The sequence below is a fragment of the Pseudomonas fluorescens genome (assembly GCF_041354075.1).
GTDB classification, from domain to species: domain Bacteria; phylum Pseudomonadota; class Gammaproteobacteria; order Pseudomonadales; family Pseudomonadaceae; genus Aquipseudomonas; species Aquipseudomonas fluorescens_CE.
Genome location: NZ_JARZGC010000005.1, coordinates 190,102 through 211,098, shown reverse-complemented (window position 1 = coordinate 211,098; position 20,997 = coordinate 190,102). Strand labels below are relative to the sequence as shown.

Annotated in this window: 14 protein-coding genes; 7 read left to right on the top strand and 7 right to left on the bottom strand. The window is 60.8% G+C overall.

Going from position 1 to position 20,997, the window contains the following annotated elements; all coding sequences use genetic code 11:
• The first annotated feature begins 269 nt into the window (after nucleotides 1-269).
• Together QIW53_RS08830 and QIW53_RS08825 are read left to right on the top strand one after the other, a co-directional pair.
• Nucleotides 270-1,895: a glucan biosynthesis protein D gene (locus QIW53_RS08830; protein ID WP_371049251.1), complete on the top strand. Its 1,626-nt coding sequence runs from the start codon at nucleotides 270-272 to the stop codon at nucleotides 1,893-1,895.
• A gap of 261 nt (nucleotides 1,896-2,156) precedes the next feature.
• Nucleotides 2,157-5,273, top strand: a complete 3,117-nt coding sequence (locus QIW53_RS08825; protein ID WP_371049374.1) for a transglycosylase domain-containing protein — start codon at nucleotides 2,157-2,159, stop codon at nucleotides 5,271-5,273.
• Nucleotides 5,274-5,305: 32 nt separating this feature from the next.
• Here the strand turns inward: QIW53_RS08825 and QIW53_RS08820 are convergent, their stop codons facing one another.
• The 5 genes from QIW53_RS08820 to QIW53_RS08800 all read right to left on the bottom strand — a co-directional run bounded on the left by QIW53_RS08820 (nucleotide 5,306) and on the right by QIW53_RS08800 (nucleotide 11,058).
• Nucleotides 5,306-6,556 carry a hypothetical protein gene (locus QIW53_RS08820; protein ID WP_371049250.1) on the bottom strand — a complete coding sequence of 417 codons (1,251 nt, stop codon included), beginning with the start codon at nucleotides 6,554-6,556 and terminating at the stop codon, nucleotides 5,306-5,308.
• A 52-nt stretch (nucleotides 6,557-6,608) separates the two neighbouring features.
• Nucleotides 6,609-7,085: a CS1 type fimbrial major subunit gene (locus QIW53_RS08815; protein WP_371049249.1), complete on the bottom strand. Its 477-nt coding sequence runs from the start codon at nucleotides 7,083-7,085 to the stop codon at nucleotides 6,609-6,611.
• A 33-nt stretch (nucleotides 7,086-7,118) separates the two neighbouring features.
• Nucleotides 7,119-7,859, bottom strand: coding sequence for a molecular chaperone (locus tag QIW53_RS08810; protein WP_371049248.1), 741 nt, complete (start codon nucleotides 7,857-7,859; stop codon nucleotides 7,119-7,121).
• A 50-nt stretch (nucleotides 7,860-7,909) separates the two neighbouring features.
• The gene (locus QIW53_RS08805) at nucleotides 7,910-10,432 is read right to left on the bottom strand and encodes a CS1-pili formation C-terminal domain-containing protein (protein WP_371049247.1); all 2,523 of its coding nucleotides are present in this window, start codon (nucleotides 10,430-10,432) and stop codon (nucleotides 7,910-7,912) included.
• Nucleotides 10,433-10,554: 122 nt separating this feature from the next.
• Nucleotides 10,555-11,058, bottom strand: coding sequence for a CS1 type fimbrial major subunit (locus QIW53_RS08800; RefSeq protein WP_371049246.1), 504 nt, complete (start codon nucleotides 11,056-11,058; stop codon nucleotides 10,555-10,557).
• A gap of 485 nt (nucleotides 11,059-11,543) precedes the next feature.
• Here QIW53_RS08800 and QIW53_RS08795 point away from each other — a divergent pair, with 485 nt between their 5' ends.
• Both QIW53_RS08795 and QIW53_RS08790 read left to right on the top strand, forming a co-directional pair.
• The gene (locus QIW53_RS08795; RefSeq protein WP_371049245.1) at nucleotides 11,544-12,122 is read left to right on the top strand and encodes a PadR family transcriptional regulator; all 579 of its coding nucleotides are present in this window, start codon (nucleotides 11,544-11,546) and stop codon (nucleotides 12,120-12,122) included.
• A complete protein-coding gene (locus QIW53_RS08790) occupies nucleotides 12,115-12,900 on the top strand; it encodes a siderophore-interacting protein (RefSeq protein WP_371049244.1) in 786 nt (261 codons plus the stop codon). The genes QIW53_RS08795 and QIW53_RS08790 overlap by 8 nt, the downstream gene beginning before the upstream one ends.
• A gap of 105 nt (nucleotides 12,901-13,005) precedes the next feature.
• On the opposite strand, the gene QIW53_RS08785 is transcribed toward QIW53_RS08790, so the two are convergent.
• Nucleotides 13,006-13,635, bottom strand: coding sequence for a Pr6Pr family membrane protein (locus QIW53_RS08785; RefSeq protein WP_371049243.1), 630 nt, complete (start codon nucleotides 13,633-13,635; stop codon nucleotides 13,006-13,008).
• 2 nt (nucleotides 13,636-13,637) lie between these two features.
• Complete coding sequence (locus QIW53_RS08780; RefSeq protein ID WP_371049242.1) at nucleotides 13,638-13,868, bottom strand: VF530 family DNA-binding protein; 231 nt, start codon at nucleotides 13,866-13,868, stop codon at nucleotides 13,638-13,640.
• Between the two features lie 286 nt (nucleotides 13,869-14,154).
• Between QIW53_RS08780 and QIW53_RS08775 the strand changes: the two genes are divergently transcribed.
• The 3 genes from QIW53_RS08775 to lon all read left to right on the top strand — a co-directional run bounded on the left by QIW53_RS08775 (nucleotide 14,155) and on the right by lon (nucleotide 20,839).
• Nucleotides 14,155-15,537, top strand: a complete 1,383-nt coding sequence (locus QIW53_RS08775; protein ID WP_371049241.1) for a carbohydrate porin — start codon at nucleotides 14,155-14,157, stop codon at nucleotides 15,535-15,537.
• Nucleotides 15,538-15,753: 216 nt separating this feature from the next.
• A complete protein-coding gene (locus tag QIW53_RS08770) occupies nucleotides 15,754-18,165 on the top strand; it encodes a glucose/quinate/shikimate family membrane-bound PQQ-dependent dehydrogenase (protein ID WP_371049240.1) in 2,412 nt (803 codons plus the stop codon).
• 253 nt (nucleotides 18,166-18,418) lie between these two features.
• Nucleotides 18,419-20,839: an endopeptidase La gene (gene lon, locus QIW53_RS08765; protein WP_371049239.1), complete on the top strand. Its 2,421-nt coding sequence runs from the start codon at nucleotides 18,419-18,421 to the stop codon at nucleotides 20,837-20,839.
• Nucleotides 20,840-20,997: the final 158 nt, after the last annotated feature.

Sequence of the window (20,997 nt, the reverse complement as noted above, 5' to 3'; positions counted from 1 at the left end):
TGAAAAGTGGTTTTTAGAGTAATTAGTCGAAAAAAGCAGAAATGCCCTCTAATTCAGAAGTCTCTGTGGGAAACGTTAACCGGAAATGTCTTGTTTCATTGCTGCGCCATTGCCCTGACATCAACCATTTTTGCTCTGATGGCGAACCGTTTAAGCTATTTGGCATCTGTTCTAAGTCCGTTGCGTTTGGCCGAAGGCATGTCCGAACCCCATTTTTGATCCAGTACCTGCCAGGAACGGCACGGGATTGCTCACGACAGGTTGTATTTATGCACCGCAGGAATTTGCTCAAAGCGTCCATGGCCATCGCTGCCTACACCGGTTTGTCTGCCTCCGGCCTGCTGGCCGCCAGGGCCTGGGCGAGTAACAACACCGCCGATGGGGAGGCCCAGGCCTTCGACTTCGATACGCTCAAAAGCCAGGCCAAACAGCTGGCCGGCAAGGGCTATCAGGACACCAAGCAGGTGCTGCCGCCGACCCTGGCGACCATGACGCCGCAAAACTTCAACGCCATCCGCTACGACGCCAATCATTCCCTGTGGAAGGATCTGAAAGGTCAGCTGGATGTGCAGTTTTTCCACGTGGGCATGGGGTTCAAACAGCCGGTGCGCATGTACAGCGTCGACCCGAAGACGCGTCAGGCGCGCGAAGTGCACTTCCGCCCTTCGCTGTTCAACTATGAGAACACCTCGGTCGACACCCAGCAGCTCAAGGGCGACCTGGGTTTTTCCGGGTTCAAGCTGTTCAAGGCGCCGGAGCTGGACCGCCACGACGTAGTGTCGTTCCTGGGTGCCAGTTACTTCCGCGCGGTCGATGCCACCGGCCAGTATGGGCTGTCGGCCCGCGGCCTGGCGGTCGACACCTACGCAAAAAAACGCGAGGAGTTCCCCGACTTCACCAAGTTCTGGTTCGAAACCCCGGACAAGAACAGCACCCGCTTTGTGGTCTACGCCCTGCTCGACTCGCCGAGCGCCACCGGTGCCTACCGCTTCGACATCGATTGCCAGGCCGAGCGCGTGGTGATGGAAGTCGATGCCCACATCAACGCACGCACCAACATCGATCAACTGGGCATCGCCCCGATGACCAGCATGTTCAGCTGCGGGACCCACGAGCGCCGCATGTGCGACACCATTCACCCGCAGATCCATGACTCGGATCGCCTGGCGATGTGGCGCGGCAACGGCGAATGGATCTGCCGTCCGCTGAACAACCCGGCCACCTTGCAATTCAACGCCTTCACGGACACCGATCCGAAGGGTTTCGGCCTGGTGCAGACCGACCATGAGTTTGCCAGCTACCAGGACACCGTGGACTGGTACAGCAAGCGACCGAGCCTGTGGGTCGAACCGACGACCGCCTGGGGCGAAGGCTCCATCGATTTGCTGGAAATTCCCACGACCGGCGAGACCATGGACAATATCGTCGCCTTCTGGACCCCGAAAAAGCCTGTCGCGGCCGGTGATTCACTGAATTACGGCTACAAGCTGTACTGGAGCGCGCTGCCGCCCGTCGGCACACCGCTGGCGCGGGTGCACGCGACACGCTCGGGCATGGGCGGTTTCACCGAGGGCTGGGCGCCGGGCGAGCATTACCCGCCCGTCTGGGCACGCCGCTTTGCCGTGGACTTCACCGGCGGCGGGCTGGAGCGCCTGCCTGACGGTACGGGCATCGAGCCGGTGGTGACCTGCTCCAATGGCGAGGTCAAGGATTTCAGCGTGCTGGTACTCGATGACATCAAGGGCTATCGGATTCTCTTCGACTGGTACCCGACCAACGACAGTGTCGAGCCGGTGGAAATGCGCCTGTTCATCCGCACCAACGAGCGGACGCTGAGCGAAACCTGGCTGTATCAATACTTCCCGCCGGCCCCGGACAAGCGCAAGTACCCCTGAATGTTTTGAGGCGCCTGGACGGGCCTCATCGCGGGCAAGCCCGCTCCCACAGCGTTGGTATTGAACAAGATTCGAGAACACTCCAGATCCTGTGGGAGCGGGCTTGCCCGCGATGAGGGCCGCCCGGGCACCAAAGAGACCTCCATTCCAAAAATCTCTTACCCCCCTATCCCTCTCCTCCCCACAATTTCCTCGTCATCGCCAACCACCGACTAAGCTTCAGACAAGTCCGATCAATCTGCGTGAATGGATCAATCGACTATGGGCGCGCTGTGGCAAACCGATTCGAGTAAAAATGTGGTTCCGACTGAACGTGTGGATGAAGCGCCTTTACCTGAAAAACCTCGTCGCAGCCGTATCAGACACGGATGGAAGGCGTTTTTCCTGCTGCTGTTGATTATCCTGATCGCGCTGGGGCTGGCCGCCGTCAGGGAAATGCGCACGTCGAAGTTTCAATCCCGGGAAGCCAGCAAACTCGCTGCCACCCTGACCTATGAACTGCAACCGGGCCCCAGCGACGCCATTCGCTATCCCGGCGCCGGGCCTTTCGACCTGCGGCTGGGTTACAGCTCACTGGGGGAGTTCCTGCCGCGACTGATCAAGCGCGACTACGTCATTTCGGCCCAGACGCGCTTTTCCCAGGCGCTGATGGACTACAGCGACAAAGGCCTGTTCGTGCCTTATCAGGAGAAAATCCAGGCCGGGTTGCTGATTACCGATTGCCGGGCGAGCCCCCTGTATCAGTACAAGTATCCACAACAGCTCTACGCGAGCTTCGACGCCATCCCGCCCGTGGTGGTCAACAGCCTGCTGTTCATCGAGAACCGTTTCCTGCTCGACCCTGACCTGCCCAGGGCCAACCCGGCCGTGGACTGGCCGCGATTCGGCATGGCCGCGTGGTCGCAGGTGGCCAAGTTGCTGCACATGCCTGGCCAGTCGGCGGGCGGCAGTACCCTGGCGACCCAACTCGAGAAGTACCGGCATTCGCCCGATGGGCTGACGGTATCGGGCGGGGAAAAGATCCGACAAATGATTTCCGCCAGCATCCGCGCCTATCAGGCCGGACCGGAAACCCTCGAGGCACGCAAGAACGTGGTGCGCGATTACCTCAACAGCGTGCCATTGTCTGCCGTACCGGGCCACGGCGAGGTGCATGGCATGGCCGAAGGACTGCGCGTCTGGTACGGCGCCGATTTCAACCAGGCCAACGAACGGCTCGCCAGCCCCGACACGGACCCGAAAACCATGGCCGAAAAAGGCCTGGCCCTGCGTGAAATGCTGTCGTTGATGATCGCCCAGCGCCGCCCCTCCCATTACCTGACCAAGGGACGCGACGAGCTGGCCGACCTGACCGACAGCCATATCCGCCTGCTGGCGCTGAACCATGTCATCGACGCACCGTTTGCGGCGGCCGCGCTGGCCGCCAAGGTGACCTACCGCGACTGGCTGACCCAGCCGACGATTCAGCCGATCGAAACCAACAAGGGCATCAGCGTGGCGCGCAGTCGCCTGGGCGGGTTGCTCAATCGACCGCTGTACGACCTCGATCGCCTCGATCTCTCGGCCACCAGCACCCTGCAGGGCGATCTCCAGGCTCAGACCACCGAGTACCTCAAGCACCTTTCCGACCCCGCCTTCGCCGCGCAGATCGGCCTGATCGGCGAACGCCTGCTCACCCCCACCAGCACCACGCAGGTGCGCTACAGCTTCACTCTGTTCGAGCTGACCCCGGACGGCTCACGTGTGCGGATCCAGACCGACAGCACCGACCAGCCCTTCGACATCAACGAAGGCAGCAAGCTGGAACTGGGCTCCACCGCCAAGATGCGCGTGCTCACCACCTACCTGCAAATCATCGCCGAACTGCACGAGAAATACGCCGGCATGAGCATTGCCGACCTGAAGAAAGTCGACGTTCCGGATCAGGACCGCCTGAGCCGCTGGGCCGTCGACTACCTGATCCAGAACAAGGACCGCAACCTGCCCGCCATGCTCGGCGCAGCGCTGGACCGCAAGTATTCCGCCAGCCCCGGCGAAGCTTTTTTCACCGGTGGCGGGTTGCACTCCTTCGTCAACTTTCGCAAGGAAGACAACGGCCGCAACCCGACCCTGCGCGATGCCCTGCGCGAGTCGATCAACCTGCCCTTCATTCGCCTGATGCGCGATGTGGTGCGCTACACCACCTACTCCGGCCCCAGCGCTACCGCCCAGTTGCTGGGTGACGACCGCGACCCCCGCCGGCAGGAATACCTGGCCTCGTTCGCTGACCGCGAGGGCACGTCGTTCCTGCTGCGGTTCTGGAAAAAGTACAAGAACAAGGACACTCAGGAACGCCTCGAAACCTTCCTCGATGGCATGCGGCCAACGCCGATTCGCATGGCGGCGGTGCATCGCTACCTGTTGCCCCAGGCCAGCCAGGAAAGTTTCAACAGCTTCGTGCGTTCGCACCTCAGCGGCGCCAAGCTCACCGAAAAACTGACCGACGAACGCCTGCAACGGCTTTACGAAAACTACAGCCCCGGCCTCTACGACCTGCCGGATCAGGGCTTCATCGCCAAGGTCCACCCCCTGGACCTGTGGCTGATGGGCTATCTGCTGAACCACCCGGATGCCAAGTGGAGCGAGGTGGTCAAGGCCAGTCAGTTCGAGCGCCAGGAAGTCTACAGCTGGCTGTTCAAGAGCCGGCACAAGGGCGCGCGCGACAGCCGCATCCGCACCATGCTGGAGATCGAGGCGTTCCTCGACATCCATCAGCGCTGGCAGAAAGTCGGCTATCCGTTCGATCACCTGGTGCCGTCACTGGCCACCGCCATTGGCAGTTCCGGTGACCGACCGGCCGCGCTGGCCGAGCTGATCGGCACCATCCTTAACGACGGTGTGCGCATGCCGACGCTGCGCATCGACAGTCTGCACTTCGCGGCGAATACACCCTATGAAACCAAGCTGATCAACGATCCGGACGCGGGCAAACGGGTCATGCCTTCGGAAGTGGCGACGGCCATGCGCGAAGCCTTGTCCCAGGTGGTGGACGCCGGCACCGCCAAACGAGTGTCCGGCAGTTTCGTCACGGCCGATGGAAAATCCCTGGCGATGGGTGGCAAAACCGGCACGGGGGACAACCGCATCGAGACGTTCGGTTCGGGTGGACGCATCCTCAGTTCGAAGTCGATCAACCGCACGGCCACCTTCGTGTTCTATATCGGTGACAATCACTTCGGCACGCTCACCGCCTTCGTACCGGGCAACTCGGCGGAAACCTTCAAGTTCACGTCGGCATTGCCCGTTCAGGTGCTCAAGGGCATGGCGCCGATTCTGACGCCCTACCTTCAACCGGGCGCTCATACGCAATGCCTGCCCGTTCAGACGGCACAACGATGAGCGTCCAGCCATGCGGCGGGAGACCTCGCCCGTTACACTTCCGAGTCCCAGACCACCGTGACGTTGCCCGAGTAGGTTTTCTCATCGCCGGTCAGCATCGTCTCGACATGCTCCCGGACAATCTCGAAATGCAGCTTCGCGGGTTTTCGGTCGACGTAAAAACCGGGCTGGAACAACTCGGTGCCGCTGCCATCCAGCAACAGGGGACGGCGATTGACCGGTTGCCCGACGGCATCCACCAAGCCGTTGGGCAAACTGACACTTACGTTCAGTGGTACGGAATGTCCCGAGTTCGGCTCGCGCAGTGCGCAAGTGTTGCCACCGTGCGGGATCTGGCATTCGAGCTTCATCTTGAAGCGCGACGACGCCGAGACATTGAAGGTCTGGTCACGAAACAGCCGCGTCGGTTTACGTCCCTGATTCAGCCAGGCTTGCCAGCCGCCTTGCGGCAGCAATTCCACCCGATGGCCGCCCGGCGGGATCTCCACCTTCAAGGTATGTTCGACGTTCAACGTCATGTTGAACGTGAGGAGGCTGTCATTCGGGATCATGACGTCGCCAAAATCGAAGTCCTGGTGGGGCCCGAGCGAGTAACTCAGCGAACCGGTGTATTGGCCGCTGGACATGGTCAGGGGGTTGGGCGTTTTCAGTTCATAGGCGTATTCGAAGATCGCGTACCTGAGTGCACTGATATCGGCGACCGCCCGGCGACTGCAGGTGCCGGCGTTCTCGGGCACCCGCCAGAACCAGAGGGTGTAATGATAGGGAGCATTGGCAATGTACCCCGTCGGGAGACAAGGACTGGGCGCCGATTGCCACATGCTGTAGACATTGCCCCAGGCGTGGGTTGACGGTATTGCCGGAGAACGGATGTCCCAGCGGTTACCGATGCCGGCAATGCGCATTTCCACCGTCTGCCGCTCCCCGGTGTCCCTATGCATCACTTCGACACTACGCCAAGCTGACGGCACTTTGAACATGGCGCCGTCCCGTTCACTGGCATGCCCGGCGACTATGGCTTTGTTGGCCGTGAAGTTGATGTCGTTGGTGCGGATACTGAAGATCCCCAACTCTTTGCACCTGTCAGGGATATGCCACGGGCAGACGCCGCTTTCCGGGGTGGTGTTGATGAACTTGTTGCTTAACGGATTGGACGGATCCGGTCGAAAAACCGCGGTGATTTCCTGCACAGCGGCATGGGCCGGCGATACAGCCCCACCGCCGAGCAATGCCCCTGTCAGCAACCACCGGGTGCTGCGTTGAATCCTGTTGATCACGTTCACTTCTACCTCTGTCTGATCGAACTTGCGTTACCTTGAATAAAGCTGCCCGGCGTCAGGGAACGATGGCCTCGAACAGCATGTGCACGTTGCCGTAGTAGTCACCGGGCCGGTAACCGTCACCCGGCTTTACCGCCGCGATTTCCAGGGCGACACGCTTGCCGGTTCTTGCGTCCACCTCGGAAATCACTTCCTGGGCATCAAGGGTCAGACGTGTGTTGTTGAACGTGACCACGAGCGGGATATCGTCGGTGTCCCTGCCGTTGTTCAGGTACGGCTCGAACGACAGCCGTGCCGATATCGCTCCATTTTCGTTCTTCACATCAAACTGTTTGCGCAGGCGGCTGAGTTCGCTGGTGTAGGGGTTCCAGTTGAGCCGCTGCTCCAGGTGAATCCACCCCGGGTCCGCCGGTATCACGTGAAATGCGGCGGAAGGAAGGGTGACCGAGACCTCGAAGGTCTCGCTGATACGCAGGGCAACCGCGCTGGTACTGACCAGGGTCAGCAACAGGGTGGCAGTGACTGCTTTCATCGCTTTGATCATGTCGTTCACTCGCGCCTGGTTTCAGCCCTTTGTCTCGAGCTTTTTCGTCGCTGAACCTTCAATCAGGGTGAACCGGTATTCACGGCCGGCCCGCTTGTCGAACTGGAACGCTCGACCCGCCAGAATGTGATGTTTGGTGGTGGGCTGGCAGTCGTTTTCACTGTTCACCGAACAATCCTTGAACTCGTCGATGACCACGACACTGTTGCCGTTATTGCGGATTTCGTACTTCTGCGCACCGTCGGTGATTGCACTCTCATAACGCGTCTGGCTGGGCCGGACGAAAAAGATCGTGCCGTAGCCCGCCAGTACGTTGACCCCGGCGGACAGACCTTTTTTGTAGTCTTCGCGCTCGTCGGCAGACACCGCAAATTCGTCTTCCTTCTCGGGTACCACGGGCACGAAACGGACGCGGAAGTAACGCTCTTTATCCCGCTCGCCGAGGTACAGCAGACGCGTGCCCTGCATGCCATTGGCCGGTACGATCAGTCGCGCCGGGCTGGCCATCAGGCCATTCCGGGCGCTGGCGTCGGCCTGGTTGGCAAGCGGCACTTCCTGCGAGGTGCCGTCGGCGTTGTAGAGAATTTCAAGAATGTCGATCTTGACGAATGCCGTACTGTCACCGCCGTTGAAAACCCGTTTCAGAAAGGTGGTTTTATCACCGTCCAGATAGTCGAAGACCACGCCGACATTGATTTGCGGGCCCGCCAGCACGATCTGCGGCACCAGGGAAAAGCCAAGGACTGCCAATAAGCGTTTCATCATGTTCAACCTGAAAAATGAGATTCATCGAAGGGTGTTTCGCGAGTCGTTCAACCCGCACTTTCAGTGTTGTAAGTGGCCTCCGCCAACGTGTCCGGCGAGCAGCGCAAATCACCGATCATCAACACGTTGTCTTCATGGCGTGCATTGGCCGTATCGAGCCGGAACTGGCACAACAACTGATTGCCCTGACGCACTTCCAGCGTCGGTGAGCCCGCCTGCATTTCCATCGAGAAGAAGCCATCGACCTCGCTGACACCGCGACTGGCGTGGTTGATCACGTGGTGTCCCTTGAGCGGCCTGCCCTGGGGATCGACCAGGCGCCCGAGAACGGTAAGCGTCTTGCTCACGGTGATCTTGCGGTAGCCCACGCCGCCCTTGTTCAGGTGATAGCGGCTGCGCGCCGGCTGGATGCTCGCGGCCGGAGGATGGTTGCCTTCGAAGTCGAAGCTCACGACGCTGTTCTGGTAGGCGGTGATCGGGATGAAGTTGCGCCCCGGTCGCAGGCTCGCGCTGCCGCCGCTGGCATCGTCGGCGCGCAGGGCGATGTCATCGACGTCTGACTCGACGTCGACGATCATCCCCGCGCCCGTCCCGTGGTGCTGGCTGGTCATGACGACTTTCTCGCCGCCCACGGCCACGGTGCTGTCCAGGTTCAAGCCACCGGCGAACTTGTCATTGAAGGACGACCGCTGAACGAACACATCGCCATTGACGGCATCATTGGCGAAGTTCGCGGTACCGGAAAAACCAACGCCGTAGGTGTCGGCGAGCGCCGTGGCCGACACGCTTTGCAGCACGTGGTCCTGCAACTCCTTGCGGTAAGTGAGGGTGCCGTTGTTGTCACGCCCCCCGCCGCGGGAGGTGCGGGTGCCGAGACTCGCGGACCACTGCTCCCCCGGGCCACCCAGCGCCAGGCTCACACTCAGGTCGACACCCCGATTGCGTTTGTCGCCGCTGCTGAAACTGCCGGGCCGGTCGAAAACCGAGAAGCGCCAGTTGGCGTCGCTGCCAAACAGGGAACCGCGCTGGGTCCATCCCATGTCCACGCCGGTGCCTTCGACATTGCCGGTGCTGTGCGACACCCGCGCATTGACCGAGCTTTTGCTGCTGACCCGATGATTGAGCGAGAGCGACGAGTTGCTCGTCTGGCCGATGAAGACCTTGCGCTGACGGACCCGCGTGCCATCGGGCAGGGTTTCATAGGTCCGGGTGGTGTCGAGCCAACTGCGGGTATGGGTGACAAAAACACTGCCCTCACCGTAGTTGTACATGGTTTGCAGGTCGAGGCCGGTGCCGTGATTCTCGGTTTGATAGACATTGGCGAACAGATTGATGTCGTTGGTCACCGTCCAGTCGACCGACGAGCCATATTGCATGGTGTCCCGCACCTGCCGCCCCGACACCCCCAGAATGACCCGTGGGTGCAGCAGGAAGTTGACGGCCGCGCCGGAGGTCAGGTCGCCGGAGTCCTGCTCGTCCCAGTTGCTCAGCAATTTGCTTTCCCGACCGGCGAACAGGTTGTAGCGCCAACGACTGTCCGGATTGCGCCAGTTGACGGGTTTGTACACCAGCTCCCGGGTGGTGGACGTGATATGGCCGTCTTCAACCAGGCGCACCTCCACTTCATAGATGCCCCCCGGCAAGGAACGGGTATCCAGGGTTTGCAGGCCGGCATCCACCGATTGGGTGTTGATCAACAGCCCGTTGCGGACAATTTCCACCGAGGCCTGGCGGTTGGCGGTGACATAGATGGGATAGAGGCTGGGTTTCGGGCTGTTGATGACCAGGCTGTCGGAGCTGCCGAACATCAGGCCGGCGGCCGTGTCGGGGCTGGCACCGAATGTGCGGATCTGGCGGCTCAGGCCCTGGGAATTAGGGGTGAAATAACCCAACCGCAGAAAACTGCCTTCCAGTTCACGCTGACTGTGGAGTTCGTGCACCGCGTGGTAGAGCTTGTCGTCCGGGCCGCCCAACCGGGCCAACTGCAGATTCACGCTCTGGGTCCAGTTGCCCAGGCTGCTGCTGGCCTCCAGGCCAAATCGCCCGCCAAGGTCTTGCGCCTGGCCGCCGTTGAGGTTCAATTGGTTGCGCACGATCAAGCCACTGCTGCCGCCTTCCGGCAGTTCGTAGTAGCGCTTGGCCTGGGTATCACGCTCGGCGTTGGCCGTGGCAATCGAAAGCAATGAATTGTTCAGGTTGTAATGCACCGCCAGCATCTGCTCCGGGCAACTGCCGGCGCAAGCGCCCAGGGCAACGCCTTGCTTGAGATAAGTGGCCCAGGTTTCCCGCTCACTGGCAGAAACACGACTGTCGACGACATCGGAAAATTCCAGCAGGGTGACGCGATCATCGCGGGACAACACGATCATGGCCTCACCCACAAGTTGTTGATCGAGTTCCACGCGAACGGCCAGCGGTACATCGAAGAAGTGTTCTTCAAAGTCCGCTGGCAAACCTTTGGCCTGGGCCAGAAGACTGCGGGGTGTCGTGCCAGGGTTGGTGGGCACAGCCAATGCACTTGCACAGAAAAAAAGTGCGAGCGCAGTCGCGATGGGAGTCATCGGGAACATGAACGGGTTACTCGTAGTATTAACGATCGATACGGTCAACCTGCGGATCGACAGGTCCGATGACCTGTCGACCGGTAAAACTACCTGATTCAAACTTGCTCACACCAGGCATCAATCAAATATCAAGGAGTTACAGGAAGTACTGCATCAAAGCGCAATGCAACTACGCCAGTGTAATCACCAGCGACATAGCCATTTGTCGGTCTGGTCGGTACAACCGTCAGTTCGACGCGCTTGCCTGGCGTGGAATCGGCGTCATTCAACACTTCAACCGGCGCGGTGTGATTGAGGGCCCTGCCGTTGAATGTCACGGCCAGTTGAATATTCTCGGCGGGCACCCCATTGGACAGATACGCAGCATTTTCCAGCATCGCGGCGATCGAGCCGTTGGAGTTCTTGGTATCGAACTGCGCGCGCAAGGTGCTCAATTGCGAACTGAACGGGTCGTAGATGAGACGTTGATCCTTGACGATCAGATCGGGGTCGACCGGCAATACGTAGAAAACATCGCTTGGAATTGTCGCGAGCAGGTTGATGGCATGGCGCGCTTCACCAATGGCAAACGCCATGGAAGAAGTCAGCGCCAGAATGGCCATGGGAGCTGCGATTGCAATTTTTTTCAACATTACTCAATACCTTTTTGATAGAAAAAAGATTAATCAAAAGCCTGATCAATTAACGGCAATTGGCCTGCAGCCACAGAGATCAACTTTCAACGCGAAGCATGTTCAGCCATTCAAACTGAAATGTATGTAGGAAGATTCATCGCAGCCTGTAGAAATAAGCAGCATTTAAACCGATGAAAACATGAAACAATAAATAACCGCTTATCTCTGTAGAACTTGTCCTACACGCAATACTTATTAACAGACAAGGCCGCCAGTGCTGATCATCCGCACTGGATTAATGCCGTGTCATTAATCGCAAGCCGTCAACGGCGACAGCGGGTCCAAGCGTTGCAGCCCTGTTCCAGCGCGTTGATCGATGCCGTGCACTGCCCTTCGCCGACGCCGCGCCGCTCGTCGCGAGCCGTCGAGGTCTGAGAAAAACGCCTTGTTTCGCATTAAGATATATCTTAAGTTGTATCTAAAGACGACAGAGAGAAGAGACAATGAGAGACCATCATTCCCCCCACCGCGAGCACGGCGACGGTCGCGATGGCTTCGAAAAACGCCCGGGCCGTGAGCGCGGCGGTCGCGGCCCAAGGGTGTTCGCCCCCGGCGATCTCAAACTGCTGCTGCTGGCCCTGATCGCCGAGCAGCCGTGCCACGGCTACGACCTGATCCGCCAGATCGAAGGCATGTTCGACGGCGCCTACAGCCCCAGTCCAGGCGTCATCTACCCGACGCTGACGTTTCTGGAAGAAAGCGAAATGATCCAGGGCGACGCCGAAGGCGGAAAAAAACGTTACAGCGTGACCGACGCCGGACGTTTGTCTTTAAGCGAGCAGGCCGTTGCATTGGACGGTGTGCGCATGCGCATCGACGTCAGCAAGCGTTCGCTGCGCGGCCATGATCGGCCCGCCGAGATCCACGAGGCTGTGCATAACCTGCGACACGCCTTGCAGCTGCATCACGGGCGCTGGAGTCCGGCAGAAATCCTGCGAGTTGCCGCGTTGCTCAATGACACTGCCAAAGCCATCGTCGACGGCCCCGCCGTTTCGACCGCACAGGAGAAACCGAATGACTGAAGTGATCGAGCAATCCATTCACCGCGTCATGCATGAAATCAAACGTCGGCGCCTGCAAGTCCTGCGCGTGGTCGACCTGACGCCACGCATGCGCCGCATCACCCTGGGCGGCCCCGAGCTGGCAGGTTTTGTCAGCCTGGGCAGCGACGACCACGTCAAATTGTTGTTCCCTCAGAACGCCGCTGAACAGGCCGCGCTGGACACTCTGGTGCTGGGTGCCGGCAAGAATGACGGCCCGATGCCGGCCATGCGCGATTACACCCCGCGTCGCTACGACCTCGACGCCCTGGAACTGGACATCGACTTCGTGCTGCACGGCGATGGCCCTGCCTCGACCTGGGCGGAACAGGCTCAACCGGGTCAGTTTCTGCACATCGGCGGGCCACGGGGCTCGATGATCGTGCCGGACATGTTCGATAGCTACCTGCTGATCGGCGACGAGACTGCGATCCCTGCCATTGCCCGCCGCCTGGAAGGTCTGGCGGCCAATCGCCGGGCATTGGTGGTGATCGAAGTGGAAAACGGCGCGGAACAGCAGAAGCTTGAAAGCCCGGCGCAGGTCAACGTGATCTGGGTGTTGCGCGAGGGTGGCAAAAACAACCTGCTGACCACCGTTAAACAACTGCAGTTGCCGGGCGGGAGCCTGTATGCGTGGGTCGCCACCGAAAGCAAAGTGTCGCGGCAGATCCGCCGGGTGCTGCTGGATGAGCACGGTTTGAACGAGCAGTTCGTGAAAGCGGTGGGTTACTGGAAACAGGACGACAGCGACGACGAGTGAGGCCTTCAGGACCTCATCGCGAGCAGGCTCGCTCCCACATGGGGTCACCCTTTTTCTGTGGGAGCGAGCCTGCTCGCGATTGTTGTTTGAGCCTCACCCCAACGCTTATGTTCTCCCCCGCCACCGATCCAACCCCATCACCACCAGTGCAATCGTCACGAACCCCACCAGCAATCCCCCGGCATTCAGCAACACCTGTGGATAACCCAACTTATCCACATCGATGAAGGGATACGGATAAGCCGCCAGCACATGCCCACGCAACAGTGCGTAGGCGAAATACAGCAGCGGATACAGCAACCACAGCGCCATATGGCGCGGGCGCAAAGTGCCCTTGGGCACGTACATCCACCACCAGGCCAGGAACAGCAGCGGCATGACGTCGTGCATCAGCTCATCGGCCAGCCATTGCCAGCCTTCGGGGTCCCACAGGTGACGCAACAACAAGTTGTACGCCAGGCTGACCAGGGCGATGCTCACGGCAATCCCGCTGCTCACCCAGGGTTGCAGGAACCAGCGCCGGGCGGCTGATTCGCGAGACGTCAGCTGGCAGGTCAACACCGTCGCCACCAGCGTGTTGGTGATCACGGTGAAGTAGCTGAAAAAGCTCAGCAGCCCACCGAGCAGACTGGCCCCCAGGGTCCAGCGCGAGTGAAAAATCAGATACATCTGGATGCTCAAACCAGCCCACCCGAGAACGGCGGCGATCCTCACGAAACCCGGCCGGCTGAACATGTTCAGAGCGGTCGCTTGGTACGCATCAACTTCACGTACAGGCGTTCGACCTTCTCCCGGGCCCACGGGGTCTTGCGCAGGAACGTCAGGCTCGACTTGATGCTCGGATCGCTCTTGAAACAACGGATGTCGATGCGCTCAGCCAACCCCGGCCACTCGTAATGTTCAACCAGCACGTTGAGGATCTGCTCCAGCGTCACGCCATGCAGCGGGTTGTTGTTCTGTTCGGTCATGCCGGGCCTTCGAGCGATGGGTGAAAGAGAAGGCGCGCACCTTAGCCGAGGGACTGGTCGGGTGGAAGGGCTGCAGTGGCGCCATCCGTTAAATGTAGGCGAAGCGCGACATATCGCCGCGCGACACTGTTACCGTTTTCGAAAGAATTCATGTCGGGAAAAGGTCTTTCTCTATTTGTAACAGAACATTATCCTTGCGCCCGAACACGCTGAAACGCTTCGCCCCTCTGCGTTACCCCTGCTGTCGTGCAGCTCATTCCCCAGAAAAAGAAACCGAATTTTCCCCATGCCTCATTTTCGATCATTGCGAGACAGCGCTGTCTCTACACCTGTCAATCCGCGAAACCCCTGGCGCCTCATCGGCGGACTCTGCGTGCTGGGTTTGGTGACCTGTGCTCAAGCCGCACCGGCGTTCGACAGCGAATCGCCCTGGATGCTGGGCGACTGGAATGGCACCCGCAGCGAACTGTCGGAACAAGGCTACGACTTCAAAATCGATTACACCGGTGAAATGGGCAGCAATCTGCATGGCGGCTACGATCACGATCGCACCGCACGCTATAGCGATCAGTTCGGCCTGGGCGCGCACCTGGATCTGCAGAAAATCCTCGGCTGGGACGCTGCCGAATTCCAACTGACCGTCACCGAACGCAGCGGCAACAACATCAGCAACGACCGGATCAATGATCCACGGGTCGGCGGTTTCACTTCGGCCCAGGAAGTCTGGGGCCGTGGCCAGACCTGGCGGCTGACGCAGATGTGGTACCAGCAGAAATTCTTCGACCGCAAGCTCGACATCAAGGTCGGCCGCTTCGGTGAAGGCGAGGACTTCAACAGCTTCCCCTGCGACTTCCAGAACCTGGCGTTCTGCGGCTCCCAGGTCGGCAACTGGGTCGGTGGCATCTGGTACAACTGGCCGGTCAGCCAGTGGGCGATGCGGGTCAAATATCACCTGACGCCCGAGCTTTACGCACAAGTCGGCGCGTACGAGCAGAACCCTTCGAACCTCGATCGCGGCAATGGCTTCAAGCTCAGTGGCAGCGGGACCCAGGGTGCGGTCCTGCCGGTGGAACTGGTGTGGACGCCCAGACTCAACGGCCTGCCGGGCGAATATCGCGCCGGTTACTACTACAGCAACGCCAACGCCAGCGACGCCTACAAGGATCGCAATGGCCAGCCGGCCGCCCTGAGTGGCGAGGCGTACCGCAGCGCGTCGAGCAAGCACGGCGTATGGGTGGGCGTGCAGCAGCAACTCACCAGCCGCGCCAGCGATCAGTCACGCGGCCTGAGCGTATTCGCCAACGGCACGATGCACGACAAGAAGACCAACGCCATCGACAACTACGTCCAGGCGGGCGTGGTCTACAAAGGCCTGTTCGATGCACGCGCCAAGGACGACATCGGCTTCGCCATGGCCCGGGTTCACGTCAACCCGGCCTATCGCAAGAACGCCGAGGCACAGAACCAGGCCCGCGCGGTTTACGACTTCGACGACCCGACCTTCCTGCCGCCCCAGGACACCGAATACAGCGCCGAACTCTATTACGGCGTGCACGTCACGAACTGGCTGACCGTGCGCCCGAACCTGCAATACATCCGCCACCCCGGTGGCGTGGACAAGGTCGATGACGCGCTGATCGGCGGGATCAAGATCCAGTCTTCTTTCTAACCCGCAGCAGAAAAACCTGTAGGAGCTGGCTTGCCGGCGATAATGGTTCATCAGCAAGCACTGATCTCGCCTGACACACCGCAATCGCTGGCAAGCCAGCTCCCACAAGGGGCTGCGGTCGCAGCCCCTGACCTTTAACTGAACCATGCCCGCGCCGGATCGTCATCTACAGTGAACTTGCGCGAAACAATTTGAAACGTCACGGAGAACCACACTATGAGCACTGAAGGTGCTTTGAGTCGAAGCCGAGTGTTGCCGACACTGCTCGGCCTGCTGCTTCTGCTAATGGGCCTGGCCATGCTGGCCGGGGGAATCAAGTTGAGCATGCTCGGCGGCTCGCTGTATTACCTGCTGGCCGGTCTCGGCCTGGCCCTGACCGGGGTGCTGCTGATCATGGCCCGTCGCGCAGCGTTGGGCCTGTACGCCGTGGTGCTGTTCGCCAGCACCCTGTGGGCCTTGTGGGAAGTCGGCCTGGACTGGTGGCAACTGGTGCCGCGCCTGGCACTGCTGTTTGCCCTGGGCATCGTCATGCTGTTGCCGTGGTTGCGTCGTCCGCTGCTGCGCGAAGGCGCGGCGCCGATGGGCACCGGCGCGTTGAGCGTGGCCGTGGTGCTGGCGGGCGTTGCCGCCCTGGCCAGCCAATTCACCAACCCTGGTGAAATCAAGGGCCAACTGGACCGCGACAGCGTCCCCGGCATGACCAACACCGCCCCGGCGATGCCCGACGGTGACTGGAATTCCTACGGCCGCAGCGCCCACGGAGACCGTTACTCGCCGCTGGCGCAGATGACCCCACAGAATGTCAGCAAGCTGGTCCCGGCCTGGACCTATCGCACCGGTGACATTCCTGGCCCGAACGACCCGGGCGAGACCACGGCCGAAAACACCCCGCTGAAAGTCAACGGCATGCTCTACGTGTGCACGCCGCACAGCCAGGTGATCGCCCTGGACCCGGACACCGGCAAGGAAATCTGGCGTTTCGATCCGAAGCTGTCGACGCAGAACGCGGCGAACTTCAAGGGTTGGGCGCACATGACCTGCCGTGGCGTGACCTATCACGATGACGCCGTCTATGCCTCCGAGCAAAGCCCGACCGGCGCCGCCAGCCCTGCACCGGCCAGCAATGCCTGCCCACGCCGGATCTTCCTGCCGACCGCCGACACCCGCCTGATCGCCCTCAACGCCGACACCGGCAAGATGTGCGAAGACTTCGGCGACAAGGGCCAGGTCGACCTGAGCGCCAACATCGGCGGCTTCAACGCCGGCGGTTACTACTCCACCTCGCCACCGGCAGTGACCAAGGACCTGGTGGTGATTGGCGGCCACGTCACCGACAACGTTTCCACCGACGAGCCGAGCGGCGTGATCCGCGCGTTCGACGTGCACACCGGCAAACTGGTGTGGAACTGGGACAGCGGCAACCCGGACGATACGACGCCGATTGCCGAGGGCAAGACCTACACCCGCAACTCGCCGAACATGTGGTCGATGTTCGCCGTCGATGAAAAACTCGGCATGCTCTACCTGCCGATGGGCAACCAGACCCCGGACCAGTTCGGTGGCGCCCGCACCCCGGAATCGGAGCTGCATGCCGCCGGCCTGACCGCCCTCGACATCGCCACCGGTCAAGTGCGCTGGCACTTCCAGTTCACTCACCATGACCTGTGGGACATGGACGTTGGCGGCCAGCCGACCCTGATGGACCTCAAGACCGCCGACGGCGTGAAGCCGGCCGTCCTGGCCTCCACCAAGCAAGGCAGCATCTACGTACTGGACCGCAGCACCGGCCAGGCCATCGTGCCGATCAACGAAGTGCCGGTGCCACAAGGCGCGGTCGAAGGCGACCATACCTCGCCAACCCAGCCGAAATCCGACCTCAACCTCATGCCACCGCCGCTGCAGGAGCGTGACATGTGGGGCGTGACGCCGTTCGACCAGCTGATCTGCCGGATCGAGTTCAAATCCATGCGCTACGACGGTCCGTTCACGCCGCCGTCGCTGCAGGGTTCGATCGTTTATCCCGGCAACTTCGGGGTGTTCGACTGGGGCGGTATCTCGGTCGACCCGGTACGCCAGATTGCCTTCGTGAACCCGAGCTACATGGCGTTCAAATCGAAGATGATCCCGGCCGCCGAAATTGCCGCCCAGGGCCCGCGCAAAAGCGAAACCGAAGGCGTGCAGCCGAACAAGGGCGCGCCCTACGGCGTGGTGCTCGAAGCGCTGCTGTCGCCGATGGGCCTGCCGTGCCAGGCACCGGCCTGGGGGTATGTGGCGGCCATCGACCTGACCACGGCCAAGGTCCTGTGGAAACACAAGAACGGCACCGTGCGCGACAGCTCGCCGGTACCGATCCCGTTGACCATGGGCGTGCCAAGCCTGGGCGGCACCTTCACCACCGCCGGTGGCGTGGGCTTCCTGAGTGGCACCCTCGACCAGTACCTGCGCGCCTATGACGTGAAAAACGGCAAGCAACTCTGGGAAGGCCGCCTGCCAGCCGGCGCGCAGACCACACCGATGACCTACACCGGCAAGGACGGCAAGCAATACGTGCTGGTCGTGGCCGGCGGTCACGGCTCGCTGGGCACCAAGCAGGGTGACTATGTGATTGCCTACAAATTGGCAGAGTAAGTCTTAGCGCCAAGTAAATGAAGGCGACACCTGTGAGGGTGTCGCCTTTTTATTGTCACCCCGCTCCCTGTAGGAGCGAGCATGCTCGCGATGGTCGTCAACGATAACACTGGAAGCCTGACACCCCGCAGCGCACTCAAGATCTTCGCGAGCATGCTCGCTCCTACAGGGGCCTGAATTAACACTCAAGTATCATTGAAACCACCGCCAACCTGCCCCATCTAAGACCCATACCCATTGCGCAGGTGTCCCAATGAGCGACCAGCAAAATTTTCCCGAAGACCTGAGCGACTACGCCGATCCGGAAAACGCCCCGAGCCGTTCTGCCGGCAAAGGCCTGGCGTTGCCCGGCCAGAACCTGCCGGACAAGGTCTACATCATCCCGATCCACAATCGCCCGTTCTTCCCGGCCCAGGTGCTGCCGGTCATCGTCAACGAAGAGCCCTGGGCCGAAACCCTGGATCTGGTGAGCAAATCCGATCATCACTCCCTGGCCCTGTTCTACATGGACACGCCCCAGGAAGACCCGCGTCATTTCGACACCTCGGCGCTGCCGCTGTACGGCACGCTGGTCAAGGTGCATCACGCCAGCCGCGAAAACGGCAAGCTGCAGTTCGTCGCCCAGGGTCTGACCCGTGTACGCCTCAAGACCTGGCTCAAGCACCACCGTCCGCCGTACCTGGTGGAGGTCGAATACCCGCACCAGCCGAGCGAGCCGACCGACGAGGTCAAGGCCTACGGCATGGCGCTGATCAACGCGATCAAGGAACTGCTGCCGCTCAACCCGCTGTACAGCGAGGAGCTGAAGAACTACCTCAACCGCTTCAGCCCTAACGACCCGTCGCCCCTGACCGACTTCGCCGCCGCCCTCACCTCGGCCACCGGCAGCGAGTTGCAGGAAGTGCTCGACTGCGTACCGATGCTCAAGCGCATGGAAAAAGTCCTGCCGATGCTGCGCAAGGAAGTCGAGGTCGCGCGCCTGCAAAAGGAAATTTCCGCTGAAGTGAACCGCAAGATCGGCGAGCATCAGCGCGAGTTCTTCCTCAAGGAACAACTCAAGGTCATCCAGCAGGAACTGGGGCTGACCAAGGACGACCGCAGCGCCGACATCGAGCAGTTCGAGCAGCGCCTGCAAGGTAAGACCCTGTCGACCCAGGTGCAAAAACGCATCGAAGAGGAAATGAACAAGCTGTCGATCCTCGAGACCGGCTCGCCGGAGTATGCGGTCACCCGCAACTACCTCGATTGGGCCACATCGGTGCCGTGGGGCGTGTATGGCGAAGACAAACTCGACCTCAAGCACGCGCGCAAAGTGCTGGACCAACACCACGCCGGGCTCGATGACATCAAGGACCGCATCCTCGAATTCCTCGCAGTCGGCGCCTACAAGGGCGAGATCAGCGGCTCCATCGTCCTGTTGGTCGGCCCGCCAGGCGTGGGCAAGACCAGCGTCGGCAAATCCATCGCCGAAACCCTGGGCCGGCCGTTCTACCGCTTCAGCCTCGGCGGCATGCGCGACGAAGCCGAGATCAAGGGGCATCGCCGCACTTACATCGGCGCGCAACCGGGCAAGCTGGTCCAGGCCCTGAAAGACGTCGAAGTGATGAACCCGGTGATCATGCTCGACGAAATCGACAAGATGGGCCAAAGCTACCAGGGCGACCCGGCCTCGGCGTTGCTGGAAACGCTGGACCCGGAACAGAACGTCGAATTCCTCGACCACTACCTCGACCTGCGAATGGACCTGTCTAAGGTGCTGTTCGTCTGCACCGCCAACACTCTGGATTCGATTCCCGGCCCGTTGCTGGACCGCATGGAAGTGATCCGCCTGTCGGGTTACATCACCGAGGAAAAAGTCGCCATCGCCAAGCGCCACCTGTGGCCCAAGTTGCTGGAGAAGGCCGGCGTGTCCAAGGGCAGCCTGTCCATCAGCGACAGCGCCTTGAAGGCCCTGATCGACGGCTACGCCCGTGAAGCGGGTGTGCGTCAGCTGGAAAAACAACTGGGCAAACTGGTGCGCAAAGCCGTGGTGAAGTTGATCGACGAGCCGAAAGCGGTGATCAAGCTCGGCCCGAAAGACCTCGAAGCCTCACTTGGCCATCCGGTGTTCCGTAATGAACAGGTACTGTCCGGCACCGGGGTGATCACCGGCCTGGCCTGGACCAGCATGGGCGGCGCCACCTTGCCCATCGAGGCCACGCGCATCCATACGCTGAACCGTGGCTTCAAGCTCACCGGGCAACTGGGTGACGTGATGAAAGAGTCCGCAGAAATTGCCTACAGCTACGTCAGCTCGAACCTGAAGTCGTTTGGCGGCGATCCGAAGTTCTTCGACGAGGCGTTCGTCCACCTGCACGTACCGGAAGGCGCCACCCCGAAAGACGGCCCGAGCGCAGGCGTGACCATGGCCAGCGCCCTGCTCTCGCTCGCCCGCAACCAGCCGCCGAAAAAAGGCGTGGCCATGACCGGCGAACTGACCCTGACCGGGCATGTGCTGCCGATCGGCGGTGTGCGCGAAAAGGTGATCGCGGCGCGACGGCAGAAAATCTTCGAACTGATCCTGCCGGAGGCCAATCGCGGGAGCTTCGATGAATTGCCGGATTATCTGAAGGAAGGCATCACCGTGCACTTCGCCAAGCGGTTTGCGGATGTGGCTAAGGTGTTGTTCAAGTGATTCTGTAGGTCCGCACCACCGGCATCGCGAGCAGGCTCGCTCCCACAGGGATCTGAGGAGACACAGACATTTTGTGCCAACCCAGTCCCTTGTGGGAGCGAGCCTGCTCGCGAAGGCGTCAGCCCCGACAACCTGATTCCTTGGCTGTCACATCTTGT